Origin of the sequence: Sphingobacterium sp. UBA3549 (assembly GCF_002376635.1) — a bacterium.
GTDB lineage: Bacteria > Bacteroidota > Bacteroidia > Sphingobacteriales > Sphingobacteriaceae > Sphingobacterium.
This window is the reverse complement of record NZ_DFOE01000004.1, coordinates 23,066-43,100: the sequence shown is the minus strand read 5'-3', so window position 1 is coordinate 43,100 and position 20,035 is coordinate 23,066. Positions and strand designations below refer to the sequence as shown.

The 20,035-nt window shown below is 42.1% G+C and carries 23 protein-coding genes; 13 read left to right on the top strand and 10 right to left on the bottom strand.

The features are described 5' to 3' along the window. Nucleotides 1-8: 8 nt before the first annotated feature. Nucleotides 9-2,378, bottom strand: a complete 2,370-nt coding sequence (locus B2W36_RS02750; protein WP_293886429.1) for an endonuclease MutS2 — start codon at nucleotides 2,376-2,378, stop codon at nucleotides 9-11. Between the two features lie 22 nt (nucleotides 2,379-2,400). Next, a complete protein-coding gene (locus B2W36_RS02745) occupies nucleotides 2,401-3,147 on the bottom strand; it encodes a DUF4296 domain-containing protein (protein WP_293886404.1) in 747 nt (248 codons plus the stop codon). Between the two features lie 73 nt (nucleotides 3,148-3,220). Between B2W36_RS02745 and B2W36_RS02740 the strand changes: the two genes are divergently transcribed. The 10 genes from B2W36_RS02740 to B2W36_RS02695 all read left to right on the top strand — a co-directional run bounded on the left by B2W36_RS02740 (nucleotide 3,221) and on the right by B2W36_RS02695 (nucleotide 11,160). Further along, nucleotides 3,221-3,913 carry a YggS family pyridoxal phosphate-dependent enzyme gene (locus B2W36_RS02740; protein WP_293886403.1) on the top strand — a complete coding sequence of 231 codons (693 nt, stop codon included), beginning with the start codon at nucleotides 3,221-3,223 and terminating at the stop codon, nucleotides 3,911-3,913. Then, the gene (locus B2W36_RS02735) at nucleotides 3,906-4,358 is read left to right on the top strand and encodes a GNAT family N-acetyltransferase (RefSeq protein ID WP_293886402.1); all 453 of its coding nucleotides are present in this window, start codon (nucleotides 3,906-3,908) and stop codon (nucleotides 4,356-4,358) included. Before B2W36_RS02740 ends, B2W36_RS02735 begins: the two co-directional genes overlap by 8 nt. 21 nt (nucleotides 4,359-4,379) lie before the next feature. Further along, entirely contained in the window at nucleotides 4,380-5,171 is a 792-nt protein-coding gene (locus B2W36_RS02730) for a DUF3298 and DUF4163 domain-containing protein (protein WP_293886401.1), read from the top strand. Nucleotides 5,172-5,194: 23 nt separating this feature from the next. Continuing rightward, entirely contained in the window at nucleotides 5,195-6,457 is a 1,263-nt protein-coding gene (locus tag B2W36_RS02725) for an aspartate kinase (RefSeq protein WP_293886400.1), read from the top strand. Beyond that, entirely contained in the window at nucleotides 6,458-7,645 is a 1,188-nt protein-coding gene (locus B2W36_RS02720; protein ID WP_293886399.1) for a class I SAM-dependent methyltransferase, read from the top strand. A 46-nt stretch (nucleotides 7,646-7,691) separates the two neighbouring features. Beyond that, nucleotides 7,692-8,681, top strand: coding sequence for an LLM class flavin-dependent oxidoreductase (locus tag B2W36_RS02715; protein ID WP_293886398.1), 990 nt, complete (start codon nucleotides 7,692-7,694; stop codon nucleotides 8,679-8,681). Between the two features lie 57 nt (nucleotides 8,682-8,738). Beyond that, a complete protein-coding gene (locus B2W36_RS02710) occupies nucleotides 8,739-9,551 on the top strand; it encodes a hypothetical protein (protein ID WP_293886397.1) in 813 nt (270 codons plus the stop codon). Between the two features lie 11 nt (nucleotides 9,552-9,562). Next, complete coding sequence (locus tag B2W36_RS02705; protein WP_293886396.1) at nucleotides 9,563-10,219, top strand: DUF1345 domain-containing protein; 657 nt, start codon at nucleotides 9,563-9,565, stop codon at nucleotides 10,217-10,219. A gap of 43 nt (nucleotides 10,220-10,262) precedes the next feature. Further along, nucleotides 10,263-10,649 (top strand): hypothetical protein, encoded by a 387-nt coding sequence (locus B2W36_RS02700; RefSeq protein ID WP_293886395.1) that lies wholly within the window; start codon nucleotides 10,263-10,265, stop codon nucleotides 10,647-10,649. A gap of 91 nt (nucleotides 10,650-10,740) precedes the next feature. Continuing rightward, nucleotides 10,741-11,160, top strand: coding sequence for a c-type cytochrome (locus B2W36_RS02695; protein ID WP_293886394.1), 420 nt, complete (start codon nucleotides 10,741-10,743; stop codon nucleotides 11,158-11,160). Between the two features lie 112 nt (nucleotides 11,161-11,272). Here B2W36_RS02695 and B2W36_RS02690 read toward each other — a convergent pair whose 3' ends face one another. From B2W36_RS02690 to B2W36_RS02665, 6 genes are all read right to left on the bottom strand, one after another. Then, nucleotides 11,273-11,449, bottom strand: coding sequence for a hypothetical protein (locus B2W36_RS02690; RefSeq protein ID WP_293886393.1), 177 nt, complete (start codon nucleotides 11,447-11,449; stop codon nucleotides 11,273-11,275). Then, entirely contained in the window at nucleotides 11,433-11,687 is a 255-nt protein-coding gene (locus B2W36_RS02685; RefSeq protein ID WP_293886392.1) for a hypothetical protein, read from the bottom strand. Before B2W36_RS02685 ends, B2W36_RS02690 begins: the two co-directional genes overlap by 17 nt. A 212-nt stretch (nucleotides 11,688-11,899) precedes the next feature. Then, nucleotides 11,900-12,337 (bottom strand): DUF5675 family protein, encoded by a 438-nt coding sequence (locus B2W36_RS02680; RefSeq protein ID WP_293886391.1) that lies wholly within the window; start codon nucleotides 12,335-12,337, stop codon nucleotides 11,900-11,902. After that, complete coding sequence (locus B2W36_RS02675; RefSeq protein WP_293886390.1) at nucleotides 12,306-12,950, bottom strand: DUF6266 family protein; 645 nt, start codon at nucleotides 12,948-12,950, stop codon at nucleotides 12,306-12,308. The genes B2W36_RS02680 and B2W36_RS02675 overlap by 32 nt, the downstream gene beginning before the upstream one ends. Nucleotides 12,951-13,440: 490 nt before the next feature. After that, on the bottom strand, nucleotides 13,441-13,662 hold the full coding sequence (locus B2W36_RS02670; RefSeq protein WP_293886389.1) for a helix-turn-helix transcriptional regulator: 222 nt from the start codon (nucleotides 13,660-13,662) through the stop codon (nucleotides 13,441-13,443). Between the two features lie 187 nt (nucleotides 13,663-13,849). Then, the gene (locus B2W36_RS02665; RefSeq protein WP_293886388.1) at nucleotides 13,850-15,040 is read right to left on the bottom strand and encodes a hypothetical protein; all 1,191 of its coding nucleotides are present in this window, start codon (nucleotides 15,038-15,040) and stop codon (nucleotides 13,850-13,852) included. Between the two features lie 193 nt (nucleotides 15,041-15,233). Here B2W36_RS02665 and B2W36_RS02660 point away from each other — a divergent pair, with 193 nt between their 5' ends. The 3 genes from B2W36_RS02660 (at nucleotide 15,234) to B2W36_RS02650 (ending at nucleotide 17,402) form a co-directional block, all read left to right on the top strand. Next, nucleotides 15,234-15,635 carry a hypothetical protein gene (locus tag B2W36_RS02660; RefSeq protein ID WP_293886387.1) on the top strand — a complete coding sequence of 134 codons (402 nt, stop codon included), beginning with the start codon at nucleotides 15,234-15,236 and terminating at the stop codon, nucleotides 15,633-15,635. 51 nt (nucleotides 15,636-15,686) lie between these two features. Continuing rightward, nucleotides 15,687-16,697, top strand: coding sequence for an AraC family transcriptional regulator (locus B2W36_RS02655; protein ID WP_293886386.1), 1,011 nt, complete (start codon nucleotides 15,687-15,689; stop codon nucleotides 16,695-16,697). Nucleotides 16,698-17,189: 492 nt separating this feature from the next. Next, complete coding sequence (locus B2W36_RS02650) at nucleotides 17,190-17,402, top strand: hypothetical protein (RefSeq protein WP_209580628.1); 213 nt, start codon at nucleotides 17,190-17,192, stop codon at nucleotides 17,400-17,402. A 49-nt stretch (nucleotides 17,403-17,451) separates the two neighbouring features. Here B2W36_RS02650 and B2W36_RS02645 read toward each other — a convergent pair whose 3' ends face one another. Beyond that, the gene (locus B2W36_RS02645) at nucleotides 17,452-18,672 is read right to left on the bottom strand and encodes a TlpA family protein disulfide reductase (RefSeq protein WP_293886385.1); all 1,221 of its coding nucleotides are present in this window, start codon (nucleotides 18,670-18,672) and stop codon (nucleotides 17,452-17,454) included. Nucleotide 18,673: 1 nt separating this feature from the next. Continuing rightward, nucleotides 18,674-20,023 carry a RagB/SusD family nutrient uptake outer membrane protein gene (locus B2W36_RS02640; protein WP_293886384.1) on the bottom strand — a complete coding sequence of 450 codons (1,350 nt, stop codon included), beginning with the start codon at nucleotides 20,021-20,023 and terminating at the stop codon, nucleotides 18,674-18,676. Nucleotides 20,024-20,035: the final 12 nt, after the last annotated feature.

Below are 20,035 nucleotides of genomic sequence, written 5' to 3'. Positions count from 1 at the left end.
CATTTTGTCTACAAATAAGCGTAGGTGATACCATCACCACCACGGTCTTGATGTTCGTCCTCAAAACGACTAACATGACTATATTTGCGGAGATAATCACGGATAAATTTGCGTAAAATTCCGTCACCCTTTCCATGAATGATCTTTAGCGACGGATAACCGATCATCACCGCCCTATCCAGCACACGCTCCAACTCATGAAGCGCATCCTCCGTTCGCATACCCCTTAGATCAATTTCAGGTTTAAAGTCCGCCACCGAACCCGCAGATGTTGACCTTGATAAACTTTTTGCAGATTTTTTTCCTTCCCGTCCCTCTAGCTTAATCACATTCTTCCGTTTTTGAACGGTACGCAGTTCCCCCATAGCCAGAATAAGATTATTTTTAGCAATTTCTACCACCTGTGCCTCGGCGCCATTATCCAAAATTTGTACCCAATCCCCGATCGCTATTTCTGCAGACTCCACAACGCGCTCTTTAATTGCAGGTTTTGTGACCTGTTGTTCTTTCGGTAGAACTGCCTGAAGAGCTTGATCTAGGTTGCTCCGCAATTCACGGGTTTTTTCTTTATCGGCTTTGGCAGATTTAATTTGAGCAACCGTATTCTCAATGAGTTTATTCGAATTCTTTATAATCTGTTGCGCTTCTTCTTTAGCCTTTTTCAGAATGACTCTTTTATTTTCTTCTAGATAGGTTTGTAGTTCCAGGTATTCTGCTTTGAGGGTCTCAAGTTCCTTCTCCCGCTTAGTGATCGCAACTTTGGTATCAAACACCTCTTTCTTCTCTCTTTCGAGATCAATCAAAAGGTTGTCTACTTTCTTTTGCTCCACACCAATTTTGCCTTTCGCAGACGCCAATATTTCCTTGCCTAAGCCAATTTTTTGAGCAATTTCAAATGCATAGGAACTTCCCGGTTTACCGATCTGCAGGATATACATTGGTTTCATTTCTCGATTGTCAAATAACATCGAAGCATTCTCTAAGCCGGACGAATTGCTCGCAAATACCTTCAGATTAGAATAGTGTGTCGTCACTACGCCTCTAATCTGCTTTTTATTGAGCGATTCTAATACCGCTTCAGCGATAGGTCCACCAAACAAAGGATCGGTACCGGTTCCAAACTCATCGATTAAAACCAAGGTACGCCCATTGGCAAATTCCGTAAAATATTTCATCTTCGAGAGATGCGCACTATAGGTACTTAAATCACTCTCTATCGATTGATCATCCCCTATATCTGCAAATATCTGCTTAAAAACGCCCACTTTCGTCGTTGGGTCAGCAGGAATTAATAGCCCAGATTGCACCATGATCTGCAATAGGCCTACCGTTTTCATGCAGACGGATTTACCCCCTGCATTTGGTCCCGAAACAACAATTACACGCTGGACATCGTCAATTTGTATATTCAGCGGCACAACAGTATGATGGTGATTCAATAATAAAAGTGGATGCCTAGCATTCACCAGATTAATCTCCACTTCTTTGGACAATTCAGGCATTTCGGCCTCGATGTCCAAAGCAAAAAGTGCTTTTGCACGTACAAAATCTACTTTTGTCAGTAGTCCATGATAAGAAAGCAACAACGGAAGGTGCGGACGAACTTTATCGGTCAGTTCCACTAGGATACGAATAACTTCTCGTCGGCGTTCAAATTCTAAATCTCTAATTTTATTATTCAACTGAAAGACTTCTTCAGGCTCTATATAAGCCGTTTGACCTGTAGCAGATTCATCATGGATCAGACCTTTAAGCTTCCTTTTATTCTCGGCTAAGATGGGAATACAAAGCCTTCCATCGCGTATGGTAAGATTACCATCGGCGGTCCATCCACTATCCTGCGCACTTTTAAAGATACTGTTGATGCGCTTTAAAGCTTCTTGCTCGGCCTTTTGAATCTGTTGCGTGATCTCCAGCAGCAATCGCGAAGCATTATTTTTGAGCTTTCCGCGCTCATCGATCACCATTTCGATATCGCGAATAATGCCTTTCTCTATCGGTAAATGTTCAAAGAGAATCTCAAGATTGGGATAAAGTCCCTCACGTTCGTTAAAATAACGGATGATAGCGTAGACAGTCTTTAATGAAAGTAATACTTTAAAGAACTCCTCTTCAAGCAAAAAAGCTCCCTCTACCCGAGCTTTTTCGATAATGGACCGAAGTGGAAAAAAATTCTCGACAGGAAATGCACTGTCATTCACCAGAAGGTCTTTAAACTCACTGGTCTGTCGTAAAAATCGATCAATCTGATCAAAACGGGTCTGCGGCTGAATTTTATCTACCAAATCCCTACCCGATTCGCTCAAGCATTTTTGTCTTATTTTATCTTTTATCTCGGAAAATCCGAGCTTATCTATTGCATTTAATGGATATACCATAGAAATCATATTCGTTGAATGGTTAAAGTTTTACCGGAGGCTTCATTTGCCTCGGCGGACTGAGCACTGGTCCTCTGTCCAGTTCTGTCGTTGGTAACTGCCGAACTGGAACCTCCTTCGGTGTTCGTATAGTATCCTTACCCGAAATACTCCCTGCGCCCGAAGACGCATCAACTGGTAAAGTTGGACTGCCTACAGCTAGTTGATTCATAAGATAACCATCTACGCTGATACCGGTTTTCATTTGGAAATAGCGATTAAAAGACGAAGCGGCTTCTCTAAAACTCAATTTTGCTGTATCTGGAGTATAATGAATAAGTGCGGCAATTCTTTCCTGATAAGCTTGTTGCGCACGCATAACCCGATTGGTACTATCCTGAATACGTACATTAACAATCGAGTCTCTGCTACGGATAGAATCTTGTTTTCTCCTATCTATGTCTGCATAAAACTTATTTTCTTTTGTTAGATTTTCTTCCACTTTTTTATAAATAGCAGACATGACTTCGGCATCCTTTCCATAATAGTCCAGATTTTTTTTAAAAGAAACGGAATCCAAACCATATTTATCGAAGGTAACTTGGTACAAAGGCAATATGACTTTGCGCGCGCTATCAATAGGCAAAATATTAAGGTATGAATCTGTCAATTGAATTTCGGTAAGTGCATCCACAAACTCACTTTCGGAGATAATATCTTTGCCCCCTGTACGTACACAGGCAGCAAATAAAAAAATGACTGCAAGTAGATTCAGTATTAATCGTAGCATTTCGTAGTTTTGTACAAATTTACAAAAAGCACCGACATTTGGCACTTTTTACATCATCAAAACTATATCGGAAATGAGTATTGCTAGTAATTTAGAAGCGTTAAGATTGGAAACTGAAGCTGTCGGCGTACAACTCGTCGCTGTATCGAAGACAAAATCCAACTCGGATATCATGGAAGCCTATGAGGCCGGACAACGTATTTTTGGCGAAAACCACGTTCAAGAGTTAGTTGAGAAAGCGGAGCTTTTACCTAAAGATATTCAGTGGCATATGATTGGCCATCTTCAAACGAATAAGGTCAAGTATATTGCTCCTTTCATCAGTCTAATTGCATCTGTTGATTCGCTCAAATTATTGAAGGAAATTAACAAACATGCTCAAAAATCCAAACGCATTATAGATTGTCTTTTACAAGTTTATATTGCTGAGGAAGACACCAAGTTTGGTTTTGATCATGCTGAACTCATCGAACTGCTCCGCGACGATGAATTTCTTGCATTGAAGAACATCCGTATTTGCGGTTTGATGGGGATAGCCTCCAATACCGATAACCAGAAAGTAATAAAAGCTGAATTTTATGAGCTTAAAATGTTGTTTGATGGGGTCAAAGCAAGTTTCTACAGAAAAGACGAACATTTCAGCATTCTTTCCATGGGCATGTCCTCCGACTATAAATTGGCGATAGGCGAAGGTTCGACGATGGTGCGTATAGGAAGTACAATCTTTGGAAAAAGAGTAATCAAACACTTTAAAAACAATGACTAAACCACTTATAAGAGAAGCTATTAAATCTGATTGCCCACGGATGCTCGAATTGATCAATGAACTGGCCATCTTCGAAAAAGCACCCGATGAGGTCACGGTCTCATTATCGGAGTTTGAGGATGCAGGATTTGGAAAATCCCCTGTCTGGGGTGCATTTGTCGCAGAAGTAGCGGGCGAAATTGTCGGCATTTCATTATATTATACCAGATATTCAACCTGGAAAGGCCGAAGACTCTATTTGGAAGATCTAATTGTGACAGAAAATATGCGCGGATCAGGAATTGGAAAACTACTTTTCGATCAGACGCTGGCCTACGGCAAACAGTGCGGTTACCATGGCATGGTATGGCAGGTCTTAGACTGGAATGAACCGGCCATTAAATTTTATGAAAAATATAAAGCGGACTTTGATGCGGGATGGCTCAATGTATCCATTACTTATTAAATAACGGAGATAATCAGTTCAATGCGGTTTCATTTTTCCTTAAAAATATTAGTTATCAGCTATCTGTTTTACGCTTGCAATGGCCAAAGTGCACCTGCTGATGGTATTCAACTTGCAGATACACTCTCCTATAGTAAAAAAAGCATAGACGAGCATAGCAATTATTTTCTAAAGGAAGAAAATCGACTGGACACGACGTATTTTCGCGCAAAATATCCTGTTTTTGCGGAAGATAAGATCAATGATCTCATTACCGATATTGTTCATCTCGAAGGCGATACCAGTATGCAGGAGGCTGCCCATCGGTTTATTAATGCTTACAATGAATATGTGGAGGATAATAACGGCAGATCTACGGCAACCTGGAACCGGGAGCTACAGGTTGATGTGATCGCCAATACGCCTGTTTTTCTGGGGCTAAGAACACAACAGGAAGAGTACACGGGCGGTGCGCATGGTGACCACTTTACCCTTTATTCAAATTTCGATAGACAGTCAAACAAACAGATTGTGATTGATGACATTATTCCAACACAAAATAAAGATAAGTTTGTCCAAATCGCTGAGCAATATTTCCGGACAAAGGAAGGGTTAAGTAGCGATGAACTATTAAATGGAAAGTATTTTTTTGAAGACGGTAAGTTTTCGCTCGCAGCTAATTTTACGTTCGAAAAAGACGACATCCTATTTCATTACAATGTTTATGAAATCAAATCCTATGCTGAAGGGATGACTGAATTGCGCATTCCCTACGCTGCTTTCAGTCATTTGATTTCAGACAAAGGATTACAGTATATTCATAGTATTAAATAGCAATCAACTAAACTAATAAATAAATGCAGGTTTTTAAATTTGGAGGTGCATCCGTCAAGGATGCTGAAAGCGTCAGAAACTCAGCACGGATTATCTCAAAATACAAAGGCGACGCCTTGTTAGTTGTCATATCCGCTATGGGAAAGATGACCAACCTTCTCGAAAGATTGACCAAAGAATATGTTAACAACACGGGCAATCAACTCCAGACACTGGATGAGGCCAAACAATTTCACTTTCGTATCCTTCAAGAATTATTTCCTGAGGGTGAACACCCGATATTTGATGAAGTTGCAAACTGTTTTGTCGAGATCGAGTGGATTTTAGAGGAGGAACCTCAAGATTCATATGATTATCTTTTCGATCAAATTGTATCGATGGGCGAACTTATCTCGACAAAGATTGTGGCAGCGTATGTCGCCTTTATTGGTGAAAAGGTACGATGGATAGATGCACGGGATTATATATTTACGGACAATACCTATCGTGAGGCTGTCGTAGACTGGAACAAAACGGAAGAAAAAATTCGCGCAGAGCTTCCCGCTATTCTCGACGAATACATTGTCATCACACAAGGATTTTTAGGTTCTACTTCAGAGAATTTCACAACCACCTTAGGCCGCGAAGGTTCAGATTACTCCGCAGCCATCTTTGCATCCTGCTTGAATGCTGAAAATGTAACGATTTGGAAGGATGTGCCCGGCGTACTCAATGCCGACCCAAAATGGTTTGAGAAAACAGAGCTAATTTCTGAGTTATCCTATACGGATGCCATTGAACTTACCTATTATGGTGCAACGGTCATTCACCCCAAAACCATCAAGCCCTTACAGAATAAGAAAATTGCATTGAATGTACGCTCTTTTGTCGATCCCGACTCGCCGGGAACGATGATCAGGAGTACGAATCAGACTTTGCCCGTTCCGTCCTTCATCTTTAAGGTAAACCAAATTTTCATTTCCATCTCGCCAAGGGATTTCTCCTTTATCGTGGAAGATAATTTAAGAGACATTTTCAATCTATTCCATGAGCATCGTATCAAAATAAATATGATGCATAATACAGCCATCAATTTCACCGTTTCGGTAGACGATACAGGAAAAAATCTGGAAAACTTAATTAGCGAGCTTGAGCAGAAATTCAAGGTCAAGTATGAATCGGGACTTGAACTGATTACTATTCGCTATTACAACCAAGAGACCATTGATCGAGTTCTGGTTGATAAGGAAGTGATAAGCGAACTAAAAGACACCTATACTTGCCAGCTTCTCGTAAAGAAAATATAAATGAATACACTGATCCTTCAAGAGGAGATTCAGCAGTTTCTGCATAGAAACGCGGAGCAGTCTCCTGCTAAAATTGCACTTAAAAAATCTCCTTTTGAAGGAATATCGCCGTCCGAGCTTGCTACTCAACTGGACGGGAAGCAACGCGCAAGTACAAAAATCCCCCTGTGGGCCAATACGCCGGGAATCTATTTTCCCCCCAAGCTTAACTTGGAGCAATGTTCTTCGGAGAAAACCGCATTATTTAAAAGCACACTGATAAATGAGGGAACGCACTTAGTGGATGTCACCAGTGGTTTCGGTGTAGACAGCTTTTACTTCTCAAAACGGGCCGCACAGGTTACTGCCTGTGAATTAAATCCTGAATTAGCCACCATCTCAAAACATAATGCGGCTGTATTAAAGGCCGACAATCTTGACGTCATTCCCGCTAACGGTGTGGATTACATCCTCCATGACGCAACCAAACGATTCGACTACATCTATCTGGATCCCTCTCGAAGAGTTCAAAACAAAAAAGTGTTTCTATTGGATGAATGTGAACCTAATTTAGTCCAATTGCAGGATGACTTTTTCCAGCACACGGATCACATTATCAGCAAACTTGCACCACTACTGGACATCACTTCCGCATTGCATCAACTGCGGTATGTCAAAGATGTGTATGTGTTGTCGCTGCAGAATGACTGTAAAGAACTTATTTTCGTGCAAGAAAAAGGATATGAGGGTGAAGCTGCCATTCATGCTGTGCGGCTATTCCATGGGCAACAACAGGTCGTATCCTTTACCTATGAAAGTGAACGCGCCGTGGTTAATGAATACAGTGAACCACTGTCCTATTTGTATGAGCCAGATGTTGCACTTTCCAAGGCAGGCGCCTTTAAAACCATTGGACAGCTATTTGATGTCAAAAAATTACATAAAAACACGCACCTCTACACTTCAGGTAAACAGATCGAAAATTTTCCGGGCAAAGTATTTGTGATAAAGCAAGTGGAGTCCTTCAGTGATTTCAAAAAAAATAAACCGTCAATTCAATCAGGGATTATTGCCAAAAATTTTCCACTCAAAACAGAAGAAATCAAGAAGAAATTCAAAATCAGGGATGGAGGAAATTCTTTCCTATTCTTTACGACAACCTTAAATGATCAATTTTGTGTCATACATACACAACGAATTATAGAATAGACATTTTCATTACAATTGTCGAAAATCTTCTGTGTAATTTTAATGCATGGATAAAATAGCGTTATCAGCATTGGATTTGGCTCCTATAAAAAAAGGAGAAAATACAGCGAGCGCCTTAGCTCGTACGGTCAAAATTGCCCAACATATAGAACAACTGGATTTTAAAAGGATTTGGGTTGCAGAGCATCACAATATGGAATATATCGCGAGTTCAGCAACATCCCTTTTGATACAACATATTGCATCAAACACAAACCGTATTCGTGTAGGATCTGGCGGGATAATGTTGCCAAATCATGCCCCCTTGGTTATTGCAGAGCAGTTTGGAACTTTAGAAACCTTATTTCCGGGCCGTATTGACCTCGGTTTAGGACGTGCTCCAGGTACAGACCAACTAACGGCAATGGCTTTACGCAGAAACAACCTAAATACCGCCTTTCAATTTCCTCAAGAAGTGAAAGATCTGCAACGTTACTTTAGCGCAGACAATTTCGATGCAAAAGTACGTGCCTTTCCGGGTGAAGGTTTGGATATACCCCTGTACATTTTGGGATCAAGTACCGACAGTGCCTATCTGGCGGCAAGCTTAGGGCTTCCTTATGCTTTTGCGACACATTTTGCACCAGCGCAATTTGCTTCGGCAAGTATGATCTATCATCAAAACTTTGTCCCATCTGACGTATTGGAGAAACCTTATTTTATGTCGTGCGTCAATGTTATCGCCGCAGACAGCAACGAAGAAGCCGAATTTTTAGCAACCAGTTTCTTCAATCTCTTTGCTGGCATCGTAACCAATACAAGAAGACCATTATCAGAACCCACTCCGGAAGTAATTTACAAAGGTATACCGGCAATAGAGCAAGCTGTTAAAAGTATGGCTTCATGTGCTTTCATTGGTGACAAAGCCAATATACGTCCACAAATAGAGAAATTTGTAAAAGACCACAAAGTAGATGAAATTATCGCTACTTCCTATATTTTCGACGATGAAAAATGCCTTAAGTCATTTTCCTTGTTAAAAGAAGCACTCGCTTAAAAAATCGCTCGATTTATATACGGTGAATTTTATATATTTAAACTAAATTCACCGTATATGAATATCTATAATGCCTTTGCACTTCTAATGGGACTGTTTTCCCTCCAAGCATGCACGAATCCCACTTCTCAACAGGTCGGTGGAAAATCCGACACGGTCAAGGCCTCTGACACATTGTCCGACGTCGTTGTGGACAGCAGTACAGTTGACCAGCCCACCATCGCAGATCCAAAGAAGGGACAGATTTTGATGGTACGCAGCTACCGCGTTTGGGAAAAGCGAGATCCTACAGCTGTTTTAAATAAAGATTGGTACGACCTTTATGAAGAAAATGGCAAATATTACCTGGAAAAAGTTGATTATGAAATAAAAGACGGTTATGACGAGTGTGCTGGCGTTCCACTTCGAAGCATTGAATCACGAAGAAATTCATTGCTATTCCTAAAGTTGGAAGGACTCCAAGCCGGTGCATTAGAAAATTTAAAAGTTACCCATTCCGAAATATGGCCTCAAGAATCGGTCGAATATGCGTATAAAAATCAAAAAGTTACCCTGAGGGGATTGGGAACTATTAAATCCACAGAGGTGCAAACCGATGACAAAGGTCACGAGAAATTATTCCATGAGGTGACCAATTACAAACTACGCTACCTTTCAAATAAAGAAAACAAAGAAAAAACCCTATTTCATATTGATCAATATGATGATGTATTTATGTCCACACTTTTCGTTGGGGATATCGACCGGGATGGTGTTTTGGATTTTATCTTTTCCAATCCGCGTCACTATGAGGAAGAAGCAATGCTTCTATTCTTATCCAATCATGGCAATGCACTCACTTTTGAAGCTGATGCACAATTTGATTGTTAAAGCTGGGTAACATGGCTAGAATAAACGACTACTTACATCAAATGAAATCCATTGATCGCGCATTGCTTTCAGTGGGCATGTTTTTACTGATCTACTTTATTTCTCCAATCCAATCCCTTCCGCTATTAAACCTGCTGCTATGCTGGCTGGGGTTCTGTGTATCTTACATCGCCATATCCTGGTTTACATTTTATACCATGTCGATTGGAACAATGGCAAAGAAAGCGCAAAAAGAAGATGGAAGCCGACTTTTTGTCTCCTTATTCATCATTTTGGTCACTATAGGTTGCTTTGTTTCTGTACTGATGATCATTATCTCCAGCAAGGACAAACAGCTGAAGGATGCGTATATTATCGTCATCTGCATCCTAGCCATGATGGCTTCTTGGATTTTGGTTCATACCATCTATACCTTTCATTATGCACGTCTATATTACGAAAATAAATCCAATGGTGATGGCTTAGCGTTTCCCGGTGACGACAAACCTGATTATCTGGATTTTGCATACTTTTCATTCGTTATGGGATGTACGTTTCAGGTCTCAGACGTGGGGATATCCTCAAAAAAGATCCGCCGGGTAGCACTTTTTCACGGTCTCCTCTCCTTTGCTTTAAATACATTTGTTGTTGCATTGACAATTAACATCATTTCAGGCTTAATCAATTGAGTTTTTAATCAAAAAACCTTAATTTAGAGCAAAAATTACACCCATGAAGTTTTTCAACGCTTTCGTCTCGGTCTGTATAATCATTATATTAGTAGCTTCATGTGCAAAAAATGAAGATGGCAATAGCGCCGGTGCAGCAGCAGCTGGCAGTTTTATTGGGCGTATCCAATACCAGGATAATTCGTTGGAAGTAGATCGGGATAATCGGCTTATTCGTGTTTTAAAAGAAAGCGGCGATACCTATAAAGTCGAGTTCTTCACAGGTATCCCTAATATCACTTCCCTTCGATTGAATCAAGAAAACGATACTACTTGGGTATCCGCTGACACGACTGGATTAAAGAATGTCAGAATTGAAGGAAAACGATTAACGATCAATTATCAGGCAAATAGCCAAAGTTGGGTTGTTGAAAATGCAGTCCGTAACTAATAATCAATCTAAATTGTCATATTAATTTCATTTTCTATTTGAAAATTATTGCTTTCTCCCTATATTTAGTCAAGCATAAAGGAAGAGAGAAATGAAACAATTCAATAAATTAGGTGCGATTGCATCCGTGTTGGCTATTGCGCTTGCGTTGAGTGCATTTAGTTTCCAACAGGACAAACCAAAGGAAGAGCCAAAACCAACCAATCTAAAAGTTCTCCCAAAAAATATTTCCCATGACGAATTGATTTCCACCATGAAGGAATTTAACGTTGCCTTGGGCGTAAAGTGTGGTTTCTGTCATGCACCATCAAAAGAAGATCCTAAGAAATTGGATTTTGCCAGTGATGAGAACCACAAAAAGGATATTGGGCGGGCGATGATCAAGATGACCCAAAAGATCAACAAAAAGTATTTTAACCGCAGTTGGGACGATTCTCCAGCCAAAGCAATATCCTGTAAAACCTGTCATGGCGGAAAAGAAGAACCCGAGATGGTCTTAGCGAAAAACTAATCAAACCACATATTCATGTAACACCATAGTACTTGTATTATGGTGTTTTCTTTTTGTTTTGGACCTTCGTCTTACGACAAAGGCGCACAATACCGTGCGCCTTAATTACCACTCACCTTTTCTGCTTGTTGCGCCATCTGCCCAGTAGCCTACTCGTGGCAAAACTGACCAAAGTACCCAGTGCCGCTGTCAGGGCTGTTTGCAACACATCCCCCAGGGAAATGCTGGCCCAGATGGAACAGAGGGTACCGCCTATGGCCGAGATACGGATATTATTCACTTTCATCATCCGCGCTCCTTTCAGCCGTAGTTTTGGCCGTATCGTTTGCCACATTCAAATCAGCTTCCGATGGCAATTTTCCGTCACTTACCTCCGGTTGGGGTTTATCTTCATCCAATACCGTTTCCACGATCCCCAACCCCAAGGCCAGGTATTTCAATACGTTGCCTACCTTTCCCGGTAGTTTAACAGGAGCCGCCAGCACCAGCTGCAGCACCTGTCCTATTTTGTTAAAGATTTTTTTCATACTTTTTGCATTTTCAGTAGCGCCACCATCAACTCACCTTTGATAAATATGAAGGGCAATGAATAAAAAATATAGCCTTCTGACTGTCAAGCTTTGACGGAATCTGGCGTGGATATGAATCACTGTCCGAGTGTAACGAGTTTGATTCATATAGCCAGAGAACTAAAAAGATGACACAAAAGAAAGCAATTGATTATTCCAGCCCTTCATGTTTAACGAATACTCAAATACACTTCATCCCCCATATCCCACAGGCTATACACCAGCGCTTTGAGCTTTGCCAAGGCCTTGCCGCTATAATCCCCTGTACCTTCGCCTGTTAACGTCGTTACCGGCGCAATGCAGCCCTGCAATTCCCGGAGCGCATTGTTGGCCGCATGGATCAGTATTGCTTCGCGGCCGAGCACCATCGGGATGCCAATCTGCTCGCCATGTTTGGGGTAGCGCCGTTTCTCCAACTTATATCGACCAATTGGAATACAGCTAATCCGTGGTATATTATTTCTATCAGGCAGCTCGATCGTATGGCATATCTCTTCGCCTTGATAGCTGATGGTCCCATTGGTTCCCCGTGCTCCATACTTTCGTAGGAGCAGCAGGGTGTGTTTAACAGCCATATTAGCTAATGGATAGTTTACCCAGATAAACACTCGGAGAGGTCTTGATACCATCCTGATGACCGGTAAATACCCAGCCTTCCAGCGTGTCACCGGAGTAGCTGGTAGGTAGCTTGAAACTCATACTTGCTTCTTCCCGAGTCGCAGACTCCAGGATACTAAAGAAATTCTTGCTGCTGTTGTACATGAGCAGAATAACAGAATCGCCGGCGAACGCGTTAAGTTTGTTGAACTGCGGCTCCCATGTCAACATGATCTCCTGCGGAAAAGCTTCTGACCATTCCGCACCCATCAACGTTGCCAATGAGCCCTTGGAAATAACGATCTTTGCATAATCTATTTCGAATGCAGGGTAAGTACCTGTGACGCCACCATAATTCAGGAGATATTGTAACGCCTTGTTGTAGCCTGTTGCTTTACTCTGCAATTTGTCCGAATAGCCCAGGTTGAGTAGATCCTTGATCGGCGAAAGAAAAGCTACCGCGGTTGCAAATCTTGCCCGCTGTGCGATCTGTCCTTCACTCGCTTTTTTGCTTGTAATCTTGGAGAGTGAGCGGACATAATCCACACCTCGCCAACTGCTTCCTATTACACTTCCTACTTTCCCAGAGTAAGCTCCGTGTATACCTTTTAAAAATCTTGCCATGATTATACATGTTTAAATAATAAATAATTACGACTGTCATGAGCAGTCTTTGTTTTGCTAGCAAGAGCTAAATTAGCATGACTTTTTTCAGTAGAAGGATAAATGCAGGGATTGATAGTACACGGGTGGCCATGCTGTCATTGCCTGTCAACTTTAAGAGATAGGCAGCCCCTCGGCAGTCCTTTGAGTCGTTAAGGGATTGTATTCGGGACATCTTCGGAAAAGATTGCAGACAGCTTCGACACCGCTTCGGCTGCTGTTCGGGTATTGTTCGGGTGCTGTTCGACTGGGAGTCGAAGCCGACTCGAAGCGTTGTCGAAGCCCACCCGAAGGAGCGTCGAGGCTGTCCCCTAGCTGTGTCGAGGCAAAGTCGAAGGATAGCCATAGCGTCGTCGAACCGCTGCCGAAGCGTAGCGACGTGAGGGAACTTCCATTCGCTTGCTCCCAGAAAATAAAAAAAGAGCCAAAAGGCTCCTTTTTTTACAACTTGCTAAATCCGCCCCTTGCGCCTACTTTCTTCCAGTTGCTGATGTAAATCTGACAAGTAATAATAGTGCCGCTTGCCCAGCTTCCTCGGCCTAAGCTTTCCCTCGCGGACCAGCCGGTAATACTTCGATTCAGAGATACCCAATTTGTCGAGCACATCAGCGATATCAAGCATATGATCCAGTTCGGAAGGTATCTCCGCTGTTTCTGTAGATACTTTATTCATTTCTTCTGTTATATGCGTCAATATCGCTTTTAGTAAGCAGGTTATGACCTCCAAAAGGTCACATATGCGATTCATTAAATTTAACATAACCATGCAATTAAACATGCTGGTCGCCGAAACGAGTCACTTTGCACAATTGGCACTGTGCAGCGGCTCCATCACCACAGCGTTAGACAATACTTCTGTTTTAAGCCAGATTAAATTCCTCTTCCAATTTGCTTTCATCTAGCGTATCTATTATTCCCCAAAAATTATTGATGTTGTTGCGCAGCTCACGCGAGGGCGTGACCATTATTTTGAGCTTATCCTCCGGCAACAATCGATGTAGTTTCTCCTTGATCTCAGCGGTAAGTTCCAACATGGTGGGCCGATTTACGGGCACGCGAAAATAGAGCATATTGACATACACTCTCGCCCGTATTTTAACCAACCATGGATTATCACGCAGTGCTTTAGTGGTCACCTCTATCCGACACAACTTTCCGTCATGCAGATAGACATCTGCCGTACGTTGTTGTTTATAGATGATCACCGCGTGCAGGCATTTTATCGTGGTTCCGTCTGTCGGTTCTTTATCCTCCCATTTACGCAAAAAGTAGACCATCAGTGCTAGCCGATCCCGATCGCGCTGCCACAAACTGAACAGTGTAGCCTGGGATTCTGATTTTGTCACAGCTGGGAGATCGATTGCTGTGGTGTGGACATTTTGCCCGGGTAGCTGCCTTGGGCTCTTAACCAGCTGCTCGGTCACATGTTCAAGAGAATCACTATTTTCATCAGTTTCGGATCCACCTGCTACTAAAAGTGGCGCGGGATCTTGATCGAGCTGCGGCCTGGCCCCAGAAGGTATCTGGATCGCGGTCTGAACAAAGGATTGCCAATCGAGCAATACCCATTTAGGAAAGCGATTTACCAACAGTATATAGGCGGTCATTATGGGAAAGAAAAACCAAAAATCAGTGGTCAGATACCATCGCGAAAGCAAGATCAATCCCGGCCTGTGCGGTAACAATACTTCCAGTACGACGCCGTGGATAGCCAGGACAACACCGGATGCGCAGAGCAGATAGATTATAAAATTCAGCTTGGTATTCGTACTGAACCGCTGCCTAACCACCAAGGCTGCATGTATGTAGCTGATCAGCATAGCGTAGACCAGCAACAGCAAGACCGTGCCGATCCATACCGCCATAAAACGCTTGCTCTGGATACGGCCGAGCATCTCGCTGCCGGCAGAACCCACATTGATGATCAAAGCAAGGATAATGCAAAAGAAAAAATGAAGTGGATAATAGCCTATTTGGCTCCACCGGGCAATAACAGTTTTTAATAAATACGGAAATAATCTTCTACTTTTATTTAAATTCTCCGATCGCATAAGGAATACAAATTCGTATGGTAATTGGTTAAAAAAAACACTTACCTCAAACTTACAAAATTTCTTTAAAATAACACTAATTTACCAGAGAAACATTCCGTCAAAATATACCGAATCCTGTCATATCCAACCAAAGAATTTGTTTTCTATGGTTTTAGCTGATTTATTTGTGGTTTTACGTAACAGCAAAAATATGAAAAGAACATTTGACCAAGCAGGTGTAAACGACCTGCAGCTAAAAGTATTGACCCTTCCTTATGCCGAGCGTCTTCCTATCATCAACTCCGTCATGAGCGATTTTGTCGGCTTTATGCATGCCTATTTTGAGCTACGCCCCAGCCAGATCCAATATCTGAATACCATGTCGCTTGCACTCAAAACCGAACTTAGCATCGGGATTGCCGACAGCTGGAACAACAGCCTAGCCGTTGACTTCCAAAAGAACAGCAGCTCGGTCGATGAAGAAAAAGACACACCAAAGGACATCATCCTTTCACGATACAATTCATCCAGTGACCTACCTGTTGCGAACAGATTGTTGCCGACAGGTTATTTTTCTATCCGCATTGTTTATCGGAATTCCGCAGGCAGCTAATCCACGTTTCTCCGAAACAGACGTGGCCTATTCCCCAAAAATACCAGCGCTATGCGGACCCCATCATTCAGGTTGATAGAAGAAGCAATGGATTTTGTGAGCAAGAGTACGCTCACAAAATCCTTTCAACAGCGGTTGCCCGGTAGCCGGACCAGACTGCTATGCCATCCACAAATTTGTCTGTTTGAGGAGTATCTGCAGACCGGCAATTTGGAGAGCTATTGCTATCAGTTTGAAGTGCATAGCCCAACAACAATCCGTTTTGAGATATGCAGTCCGCAGACCCATCTGCTCTACCATCTCGCAGGGCGTGCGCCGATCCATTACAGCCAGCCACAGGTCAAAGACACCTTTATTTTCCGCCCGCGGCATGGTGCGTTTCTCTATGTCCCCGAAACTGAAATTACAGTAAAATTTGAACCCGGAACATATCACATTCAAGGGTTTACACTACCTTTGAATCTGCTTCATATCGGCGGCGTTCCCGGCTTTGAGTATCTCTCCAGCGTGATCGCAGCGCATAAAGGCAGACTCGCACAGTACCGAGTCAGCCTGGACTTTGCCGCTATGGAGCAGACCCGACAGTTATTTGCCGAGCTCACGAGGGAACTCAGCAAGAAGCCGTTGATACCCAAAAGTATTATCCTTCACAAAATTCAGGATCTGCTCCTTCTGAGCAAAAATAAGCTACTCAAAGCTCAGGGTCTCCTGAGCCATCATGACTATTTGGCTCTACAGGCCCGAGCGTTGATCAGCAAGCAGATCGCAGAAACGGAAGAACGGATTTTGATTGGACATATTGCTGCTAAACTGCACGTTGCAAAAGATCAACTCAACAGATACCATATGCAGCGCTATGGCGAGACGCTATTGCATTTTCGCAACCAGGTATTGGCCGACAAGGCAAAGCATCTGCTGGATCGAAAAATGCCTGTAAAGCTCGTTTCGGACTTTTGTGGCTTTGGTCAGATTTCTAGTTTTACTCGATTTTTTAAAAATGAGACCGGGTTATCTCCGACTGCCTACCAACAGCTTACCTTTAATTCCAAAAAGCGGGGGTAGGTTTAGATTCACGGATTTTGTCAAATCCTGATGCGCTTTATGTCAAATTAGGCGCAGCGTCGGTCATATCTTTGAATTATGAACCATATACCCATAGGACTGGGTGAATTTATAAACAAAGAAGTATGATCAAGCAAGAGCGTATAAAGCGTACACAACGAGTCAGGGTAAATTCGCTAAATGAACAACCACTCGCCGCGGATATGAGCGCCCCACGTCGGCAATGGCCTTCGCAACTGGTGCAGCGAAAATATTCTGGCTTGGCGAAGATGAAACTTTTGCTTTCAGTGACCTGCTGCTGTGCTGGTCCTGTACGTGACAGGCACGGCCGCAGGTTTACCACATTCCCGTGTGGCGGTACGATACAGCATTTACGTGAAAAGGGCTGGCCTCACGCGGCGTTTCGGTCAGCCCGGCAGAATCTGTGAAACCGGATACATCCTGGATGTAGCTGATTAATAAACAAGATTTGACAAATTAAAATTTTGCAACATGGCTTTATTTCAATTAAATGATCCAAGTAACCCTGGTAATCCAGACAGTTATTCAGCAGGATCACCTGGTTGTTCGGGCAATAATCAAATCTGTACTATCGACGCTCCTAATGTTGGGGGAAAACCAGATATTACAGAAGATTTGAGAAACGAAATGCTCGAAGCTTTAAATACCAGGACGAATACATCGCATGTGACATTAAAGTCGTAGACATGCCATTTTAATTATAGGGTGCATAAAAATATGCACCCTAATTTGTTTAATCTACCAATACAAAAACCTCCGTTGCTCTCTTTGCCTTGACAAGATCATAACCTGCGTCAAGCAGTAACGATCTTAGTTCATCAAAAGACTGATGAGATCTCGCCGGAATTTTGTTATCCAATGTACTTTCATCCAAAATAACAGGATATGCACTATTGAGGTCTGCCATAAATACAAAATCTCTTTTGGACTGGCCGACATCCTGCATATTTTTATTTTTGTCCTTACCATCAATAATAACCCAACAATCAATCATTCTTTTTTCTATCGATGTCTTTACATCTAACCTATTGTCGAGATCTTGAATAATACTTCGCATTCGCTTATCCTTTGATTCTCGCTCTGTAAATTCAAATTCGTACGAGATCGCATTTTTTAATAACCAATCTTTTTCGTAGCCATCCCGATCGGAGGCATAACAATATTTTTCCGGATGGGTTGATTCTATTATGATCCGATCAGCTTTCATATATGGCAATCGCGTAGTTTTTCCATAAGCATGCATATAGGCCGAAAGTATCGGCGCATTGATCATATACTCCCGTATACTGCTTGAATCAGACGAAATATCCGTACCAAATTTGGTATCAGCATCTGGAATATAACCAGTCAGAGCAGCGTACGATCTTAGGGGGTAACGAAGATCCTTCAGTGATTTCGAATAATCAAAGGTTTTAAAATCATTTTTCTGAGGCACATCAAGTTTACCATCTTTAAGCATGGTATTTACCATCTTTTCATCCAGGTATTCCACATGAGTAATTCCTTTCACTAGACCATCGAGAATCCATACCACGTGTGAAACGGTCTGATGCGGAAAAAGCGTTTTTAGATTCTTATCTTCAACAATAAATTTCAAATCTGTGGCAGCTATAATATCATTTAACTTTCTCATTTTAGCTATCCGGCCGCGATCCTCATAGGTTACAGGATAAATCTGAATATCTTTTCCAAATTTCTTGGCAACCTGAGACAGCCTAGGCAGCGCGGCTATACAACTCGAACAAGACGAATTCATAAAGTCAAGAATGACAAGACGCGCAGCCTGTTGTGAAAACTTTCCTAACGGGACACCATCTTCAAGAGTACCCATATCCACATTGGGCATTTTCATTCCAGTAGTCAATGTATCTGCCTGAGAGATGCTACAATAAGCAGGATGTATTGTATGCAATAACAAAGCTATAACACACATATTTTTAATCAATGTTTTCATTTTATCGTTCAGTTTGAGTAAGCATAGAATTGTTGAGGACAGCAAATGGTATCAAAAAAGTATATTGAGGAGCATTCGGATGTAATTCTGCCAGCTTTTCTGGCCACGATCTTTTTAAAGTCACTTCCGTTTCAGCCTTGAGGTTCAATCTTTTTAGATCTGGCCAGCGCCGCTGGCGCATAATCAGTTCTTTTCTCCTTTCCTGTAAGATAAAATTCAATAGTGTAACCTGATCAGTATCTACACGATCTGTATACGTACCGGATTTCCACCGCGACCGTAGCAGATCGTTGATATCCTTAAGTGCCAAGGCAATCTTGCCTAGCCGAGCATTTGATTCAGCCCTGATAAGATATATCTCGTCTACAGCCAAGCCACTGAATGGAGCCTGATTCAAAACACCGTCGTAATTTCCTTTGAAGGAATAGGTACCGTCGTTATTATTAATAAAAAACACTGTCCTGCGCAGATCGTTAGCCTGATAAGTTTCCATTAATGCTGCAGACACTTTCCAACGTGTGCGGGTATAAGTCGCACTCCCACTTGATATAGCTTGAAATAACACCTCCGTATTAAATCTCGAAATTGGCGTATTGCTCGACTGGTTCAGCACATTGAAGTCCAATAAAGAAGCATTTCGTTGCAGACATTTATCTGCATAATAGGCAGCCTGCTCATAATCTTGGAGATAAAGATATACTGTTGCCAATAAAGCTAAACTGGCTGTGTAAGAGGGTCTAGAAGCCTTATCATTGTTATCTTTCAGTAGCTCGGTAGCCGACAGTAAATCGGCTAGCAACTGCTCAAAGAATTCCCCAATGGTCACTCTGGGACTATGCTCCTCAATATTTGGCGTTTTACGGTAAGGAATAGCCATTTTAGCTGCATTGCTTTTATCCGCTCTCGGCACATCCACAAATAGTTCACCCAACGCTAGATGGGCATAAGCCCTAAAAAATAAGGCTTTACCTTTCAGTTGTTGCGAGCGATCATTGCTGGGCAATTTATCAATCATTGCAAGTACTTGATTGGCATTATAAACCACCCGATAAGGCGCAGACCATTGCGTGGCTGGTGGAGCAGCCTCTATATTCCATACAAACAGGTCCCTATCCTCATCAATCGTGATCGCAGACCAGTCTGCATAGCTCATTTGAAAATTGTCGCTACACAATTCACCGATATAAGGATAGCCTTGATTTAACATGCTATAATTGTCCATTAAGGCCTCTCCATCTTCAATCGATTCTGGAATAGCCATTTTTAGATCAGCTTTTTTGTCTAAAAATTTATCACAGCCAGCCAAGGTAAACAGTAGGGCTATGATAAATAAAATAGGATATCTTTTCATTCTCAATTCGTG

What these genes read in the sequence shown, in the direction of transcription:
- B2W36_RS02750 (WP_293886429.1), bottom strand. Translation starts at nt 2,378, where the DNA reads ATGGTATATCCATTAAATGCAATAGATAAGCTCGGATTTTCCGAGATA.
- B2W36_RS02745 (WP_293886404.1), bottom strand. Translation starts at nt 3,147, where the DNA reads ATGCTACGATTAATACTGAATCTACTTGCAGTCATTTTTTTATTTGCT.
- B2W36_RS02740 (WP_293886403.1), top strand. Translation starts at nt 3,221, where the DNA reads ATGAGTATTGCTAGTAATTTAGAAGCGTTAAGATTGGAAACTGAAGCT.
- B2W36_RS02735 (WP_293886402.1), top strand. Translation starts at nt 3,906, where the DNA reads ATGACTAAACCACTTATAAGAGAAGCTATTAAATCTGATTGCCCACGG.
- B2W36_RS02730 (WP_293886401.1), top strand. Translation starts at nt 4,380, where the DNA reads ATGCGGTTTCATTTTTCCTTAAAAATATTAGTTATCAGCTATCTGTTT.
- B2W36_RS02725 (WP_293886400.1), top strand. Translation starts at nt 5,195, where the DNA reads ATGCAGGTTTTTAAATTTGGAGGTGCATCCGTCAAGGATGCTGAAAGC.
- B2W36_RS02720 (WP_293886399.1), top strand. Translation starts at nt 6,458, where the DNA reads ATGAATACACTGATCCTTCAAGAGGAGATTCAGCAGTTTCTGCATAGA.
- B2W36_RS02715 (WP_293886398.1), top strand. Translation starts at nt 7,692, where the DNA reads ATGGATAAAATAGCGTTATCAGCATTGGATTTGGCTCCTATAAAAAAA.
- B2W36_RS02710 (WP_293886397.1), top strand. Translation starts at nt 8,739, where the DNA reads ATGAATATCTATAATGCCTTTGCACTTCTAATGGGACTGTTTTCCCTC.
- B2W36_RS02705 (WP_293886396.1), top strand. Translation starts at nt 9,563, where the DNA reads ATGGCTAGAATAAACGACTACTTACATCAAATGAAATCCATTGATCGC.
- B2W36_RS02700 (WP_293886395.1), top strand. Translation starts at nt 10,263, where the DNA reads ATGAAGTTTTTCAACGCTTTCGTCTCGGTCTGTATAATCATTATATTA.
- B2W36_RS02695 (WP_293886394.1), top strand. Translation starts at nt 10,741, where the DNA reads ATGAAACAATTCAATAAATTAGGTGCGATTGCATCCGTGTTGGCTATT.
- B2W36_RS02690 (WP_293886393.1), bottom strand. Translation starts at nt 11,449, where the DNA reads ATGATGAAAGTGAATAATATCCGTATCTCGGCCATAGGCGGTACCCTC.
- B2W36_RS02685 (WP_293886392.1), bottom strand. Translation starts at nt 11,687, where the DNA reads ATGAAAAAAATCTTTAACAAAATAGGACAGGTGCTGCAGCTGGTGCTG.
- B2W36_RS02675 (WP_293886390.1), bottom strand. Translation starts at nt 12,950, where the DNA reads ATGGCAAGATTTTTAAAAGGTATACACGGAGCTTACTCTGGGAAAGTA.
- B2W36_RS02670 (WP_293886389.1), bottom strand. Translation starts at nt 13,662, where the DNA reads ATGAATAAAGTATCTACAGAAACAGCGGAGATACCTTCCGAACTGGAT.
- B2W36_RS02665 (WP_293886388.1), bottom strand. Translation starts at nt 15,040, where the DNA reads ATGCGATCGGAGAATTTAAATAAAAGTAGAAGATTATTTCCGTATTTA.
- B2W36_RS02660 (WP_293886387.1), top strand. Translation starts at nt 15,234, where the DNA reads ATGAAAAGAACATTTGACCAAGCAGGTGTAAACGACCTGCAGCTAAAA.
- B2W36_RS02655 (WP_293886386.1), top strand. Translation starts at nt 15,687, where the DNA reads ATGCGGACCCCATCATTCAGGTTGATAGAAGAAGCAATGGATTTTGTG.
- B2W36_RS02650 (WP_209580628.1), top strand. Translation starts at nt 17,190, where the DNA reads ATGGCTTTATTTCAATTAAATGATCCAAGTAACCCTGGTAATCCAGAC.
- B2W36_RS02645 (WP_293886385.1), bottom strand. Translation starts at nt 18,672, where the DNA reads ATGAAAACATTGATTAAAAATATGTGTGTTATAGCTTTGTTATTGCAT.
- B2W36_RS02640 (WP_293886384.1), bottom strand. Translation starts at nt 20,023, where the DNA reads ATGAAAAGATATCCTATTTTATTTATCATAGCCCTACTGTTTACCTTG.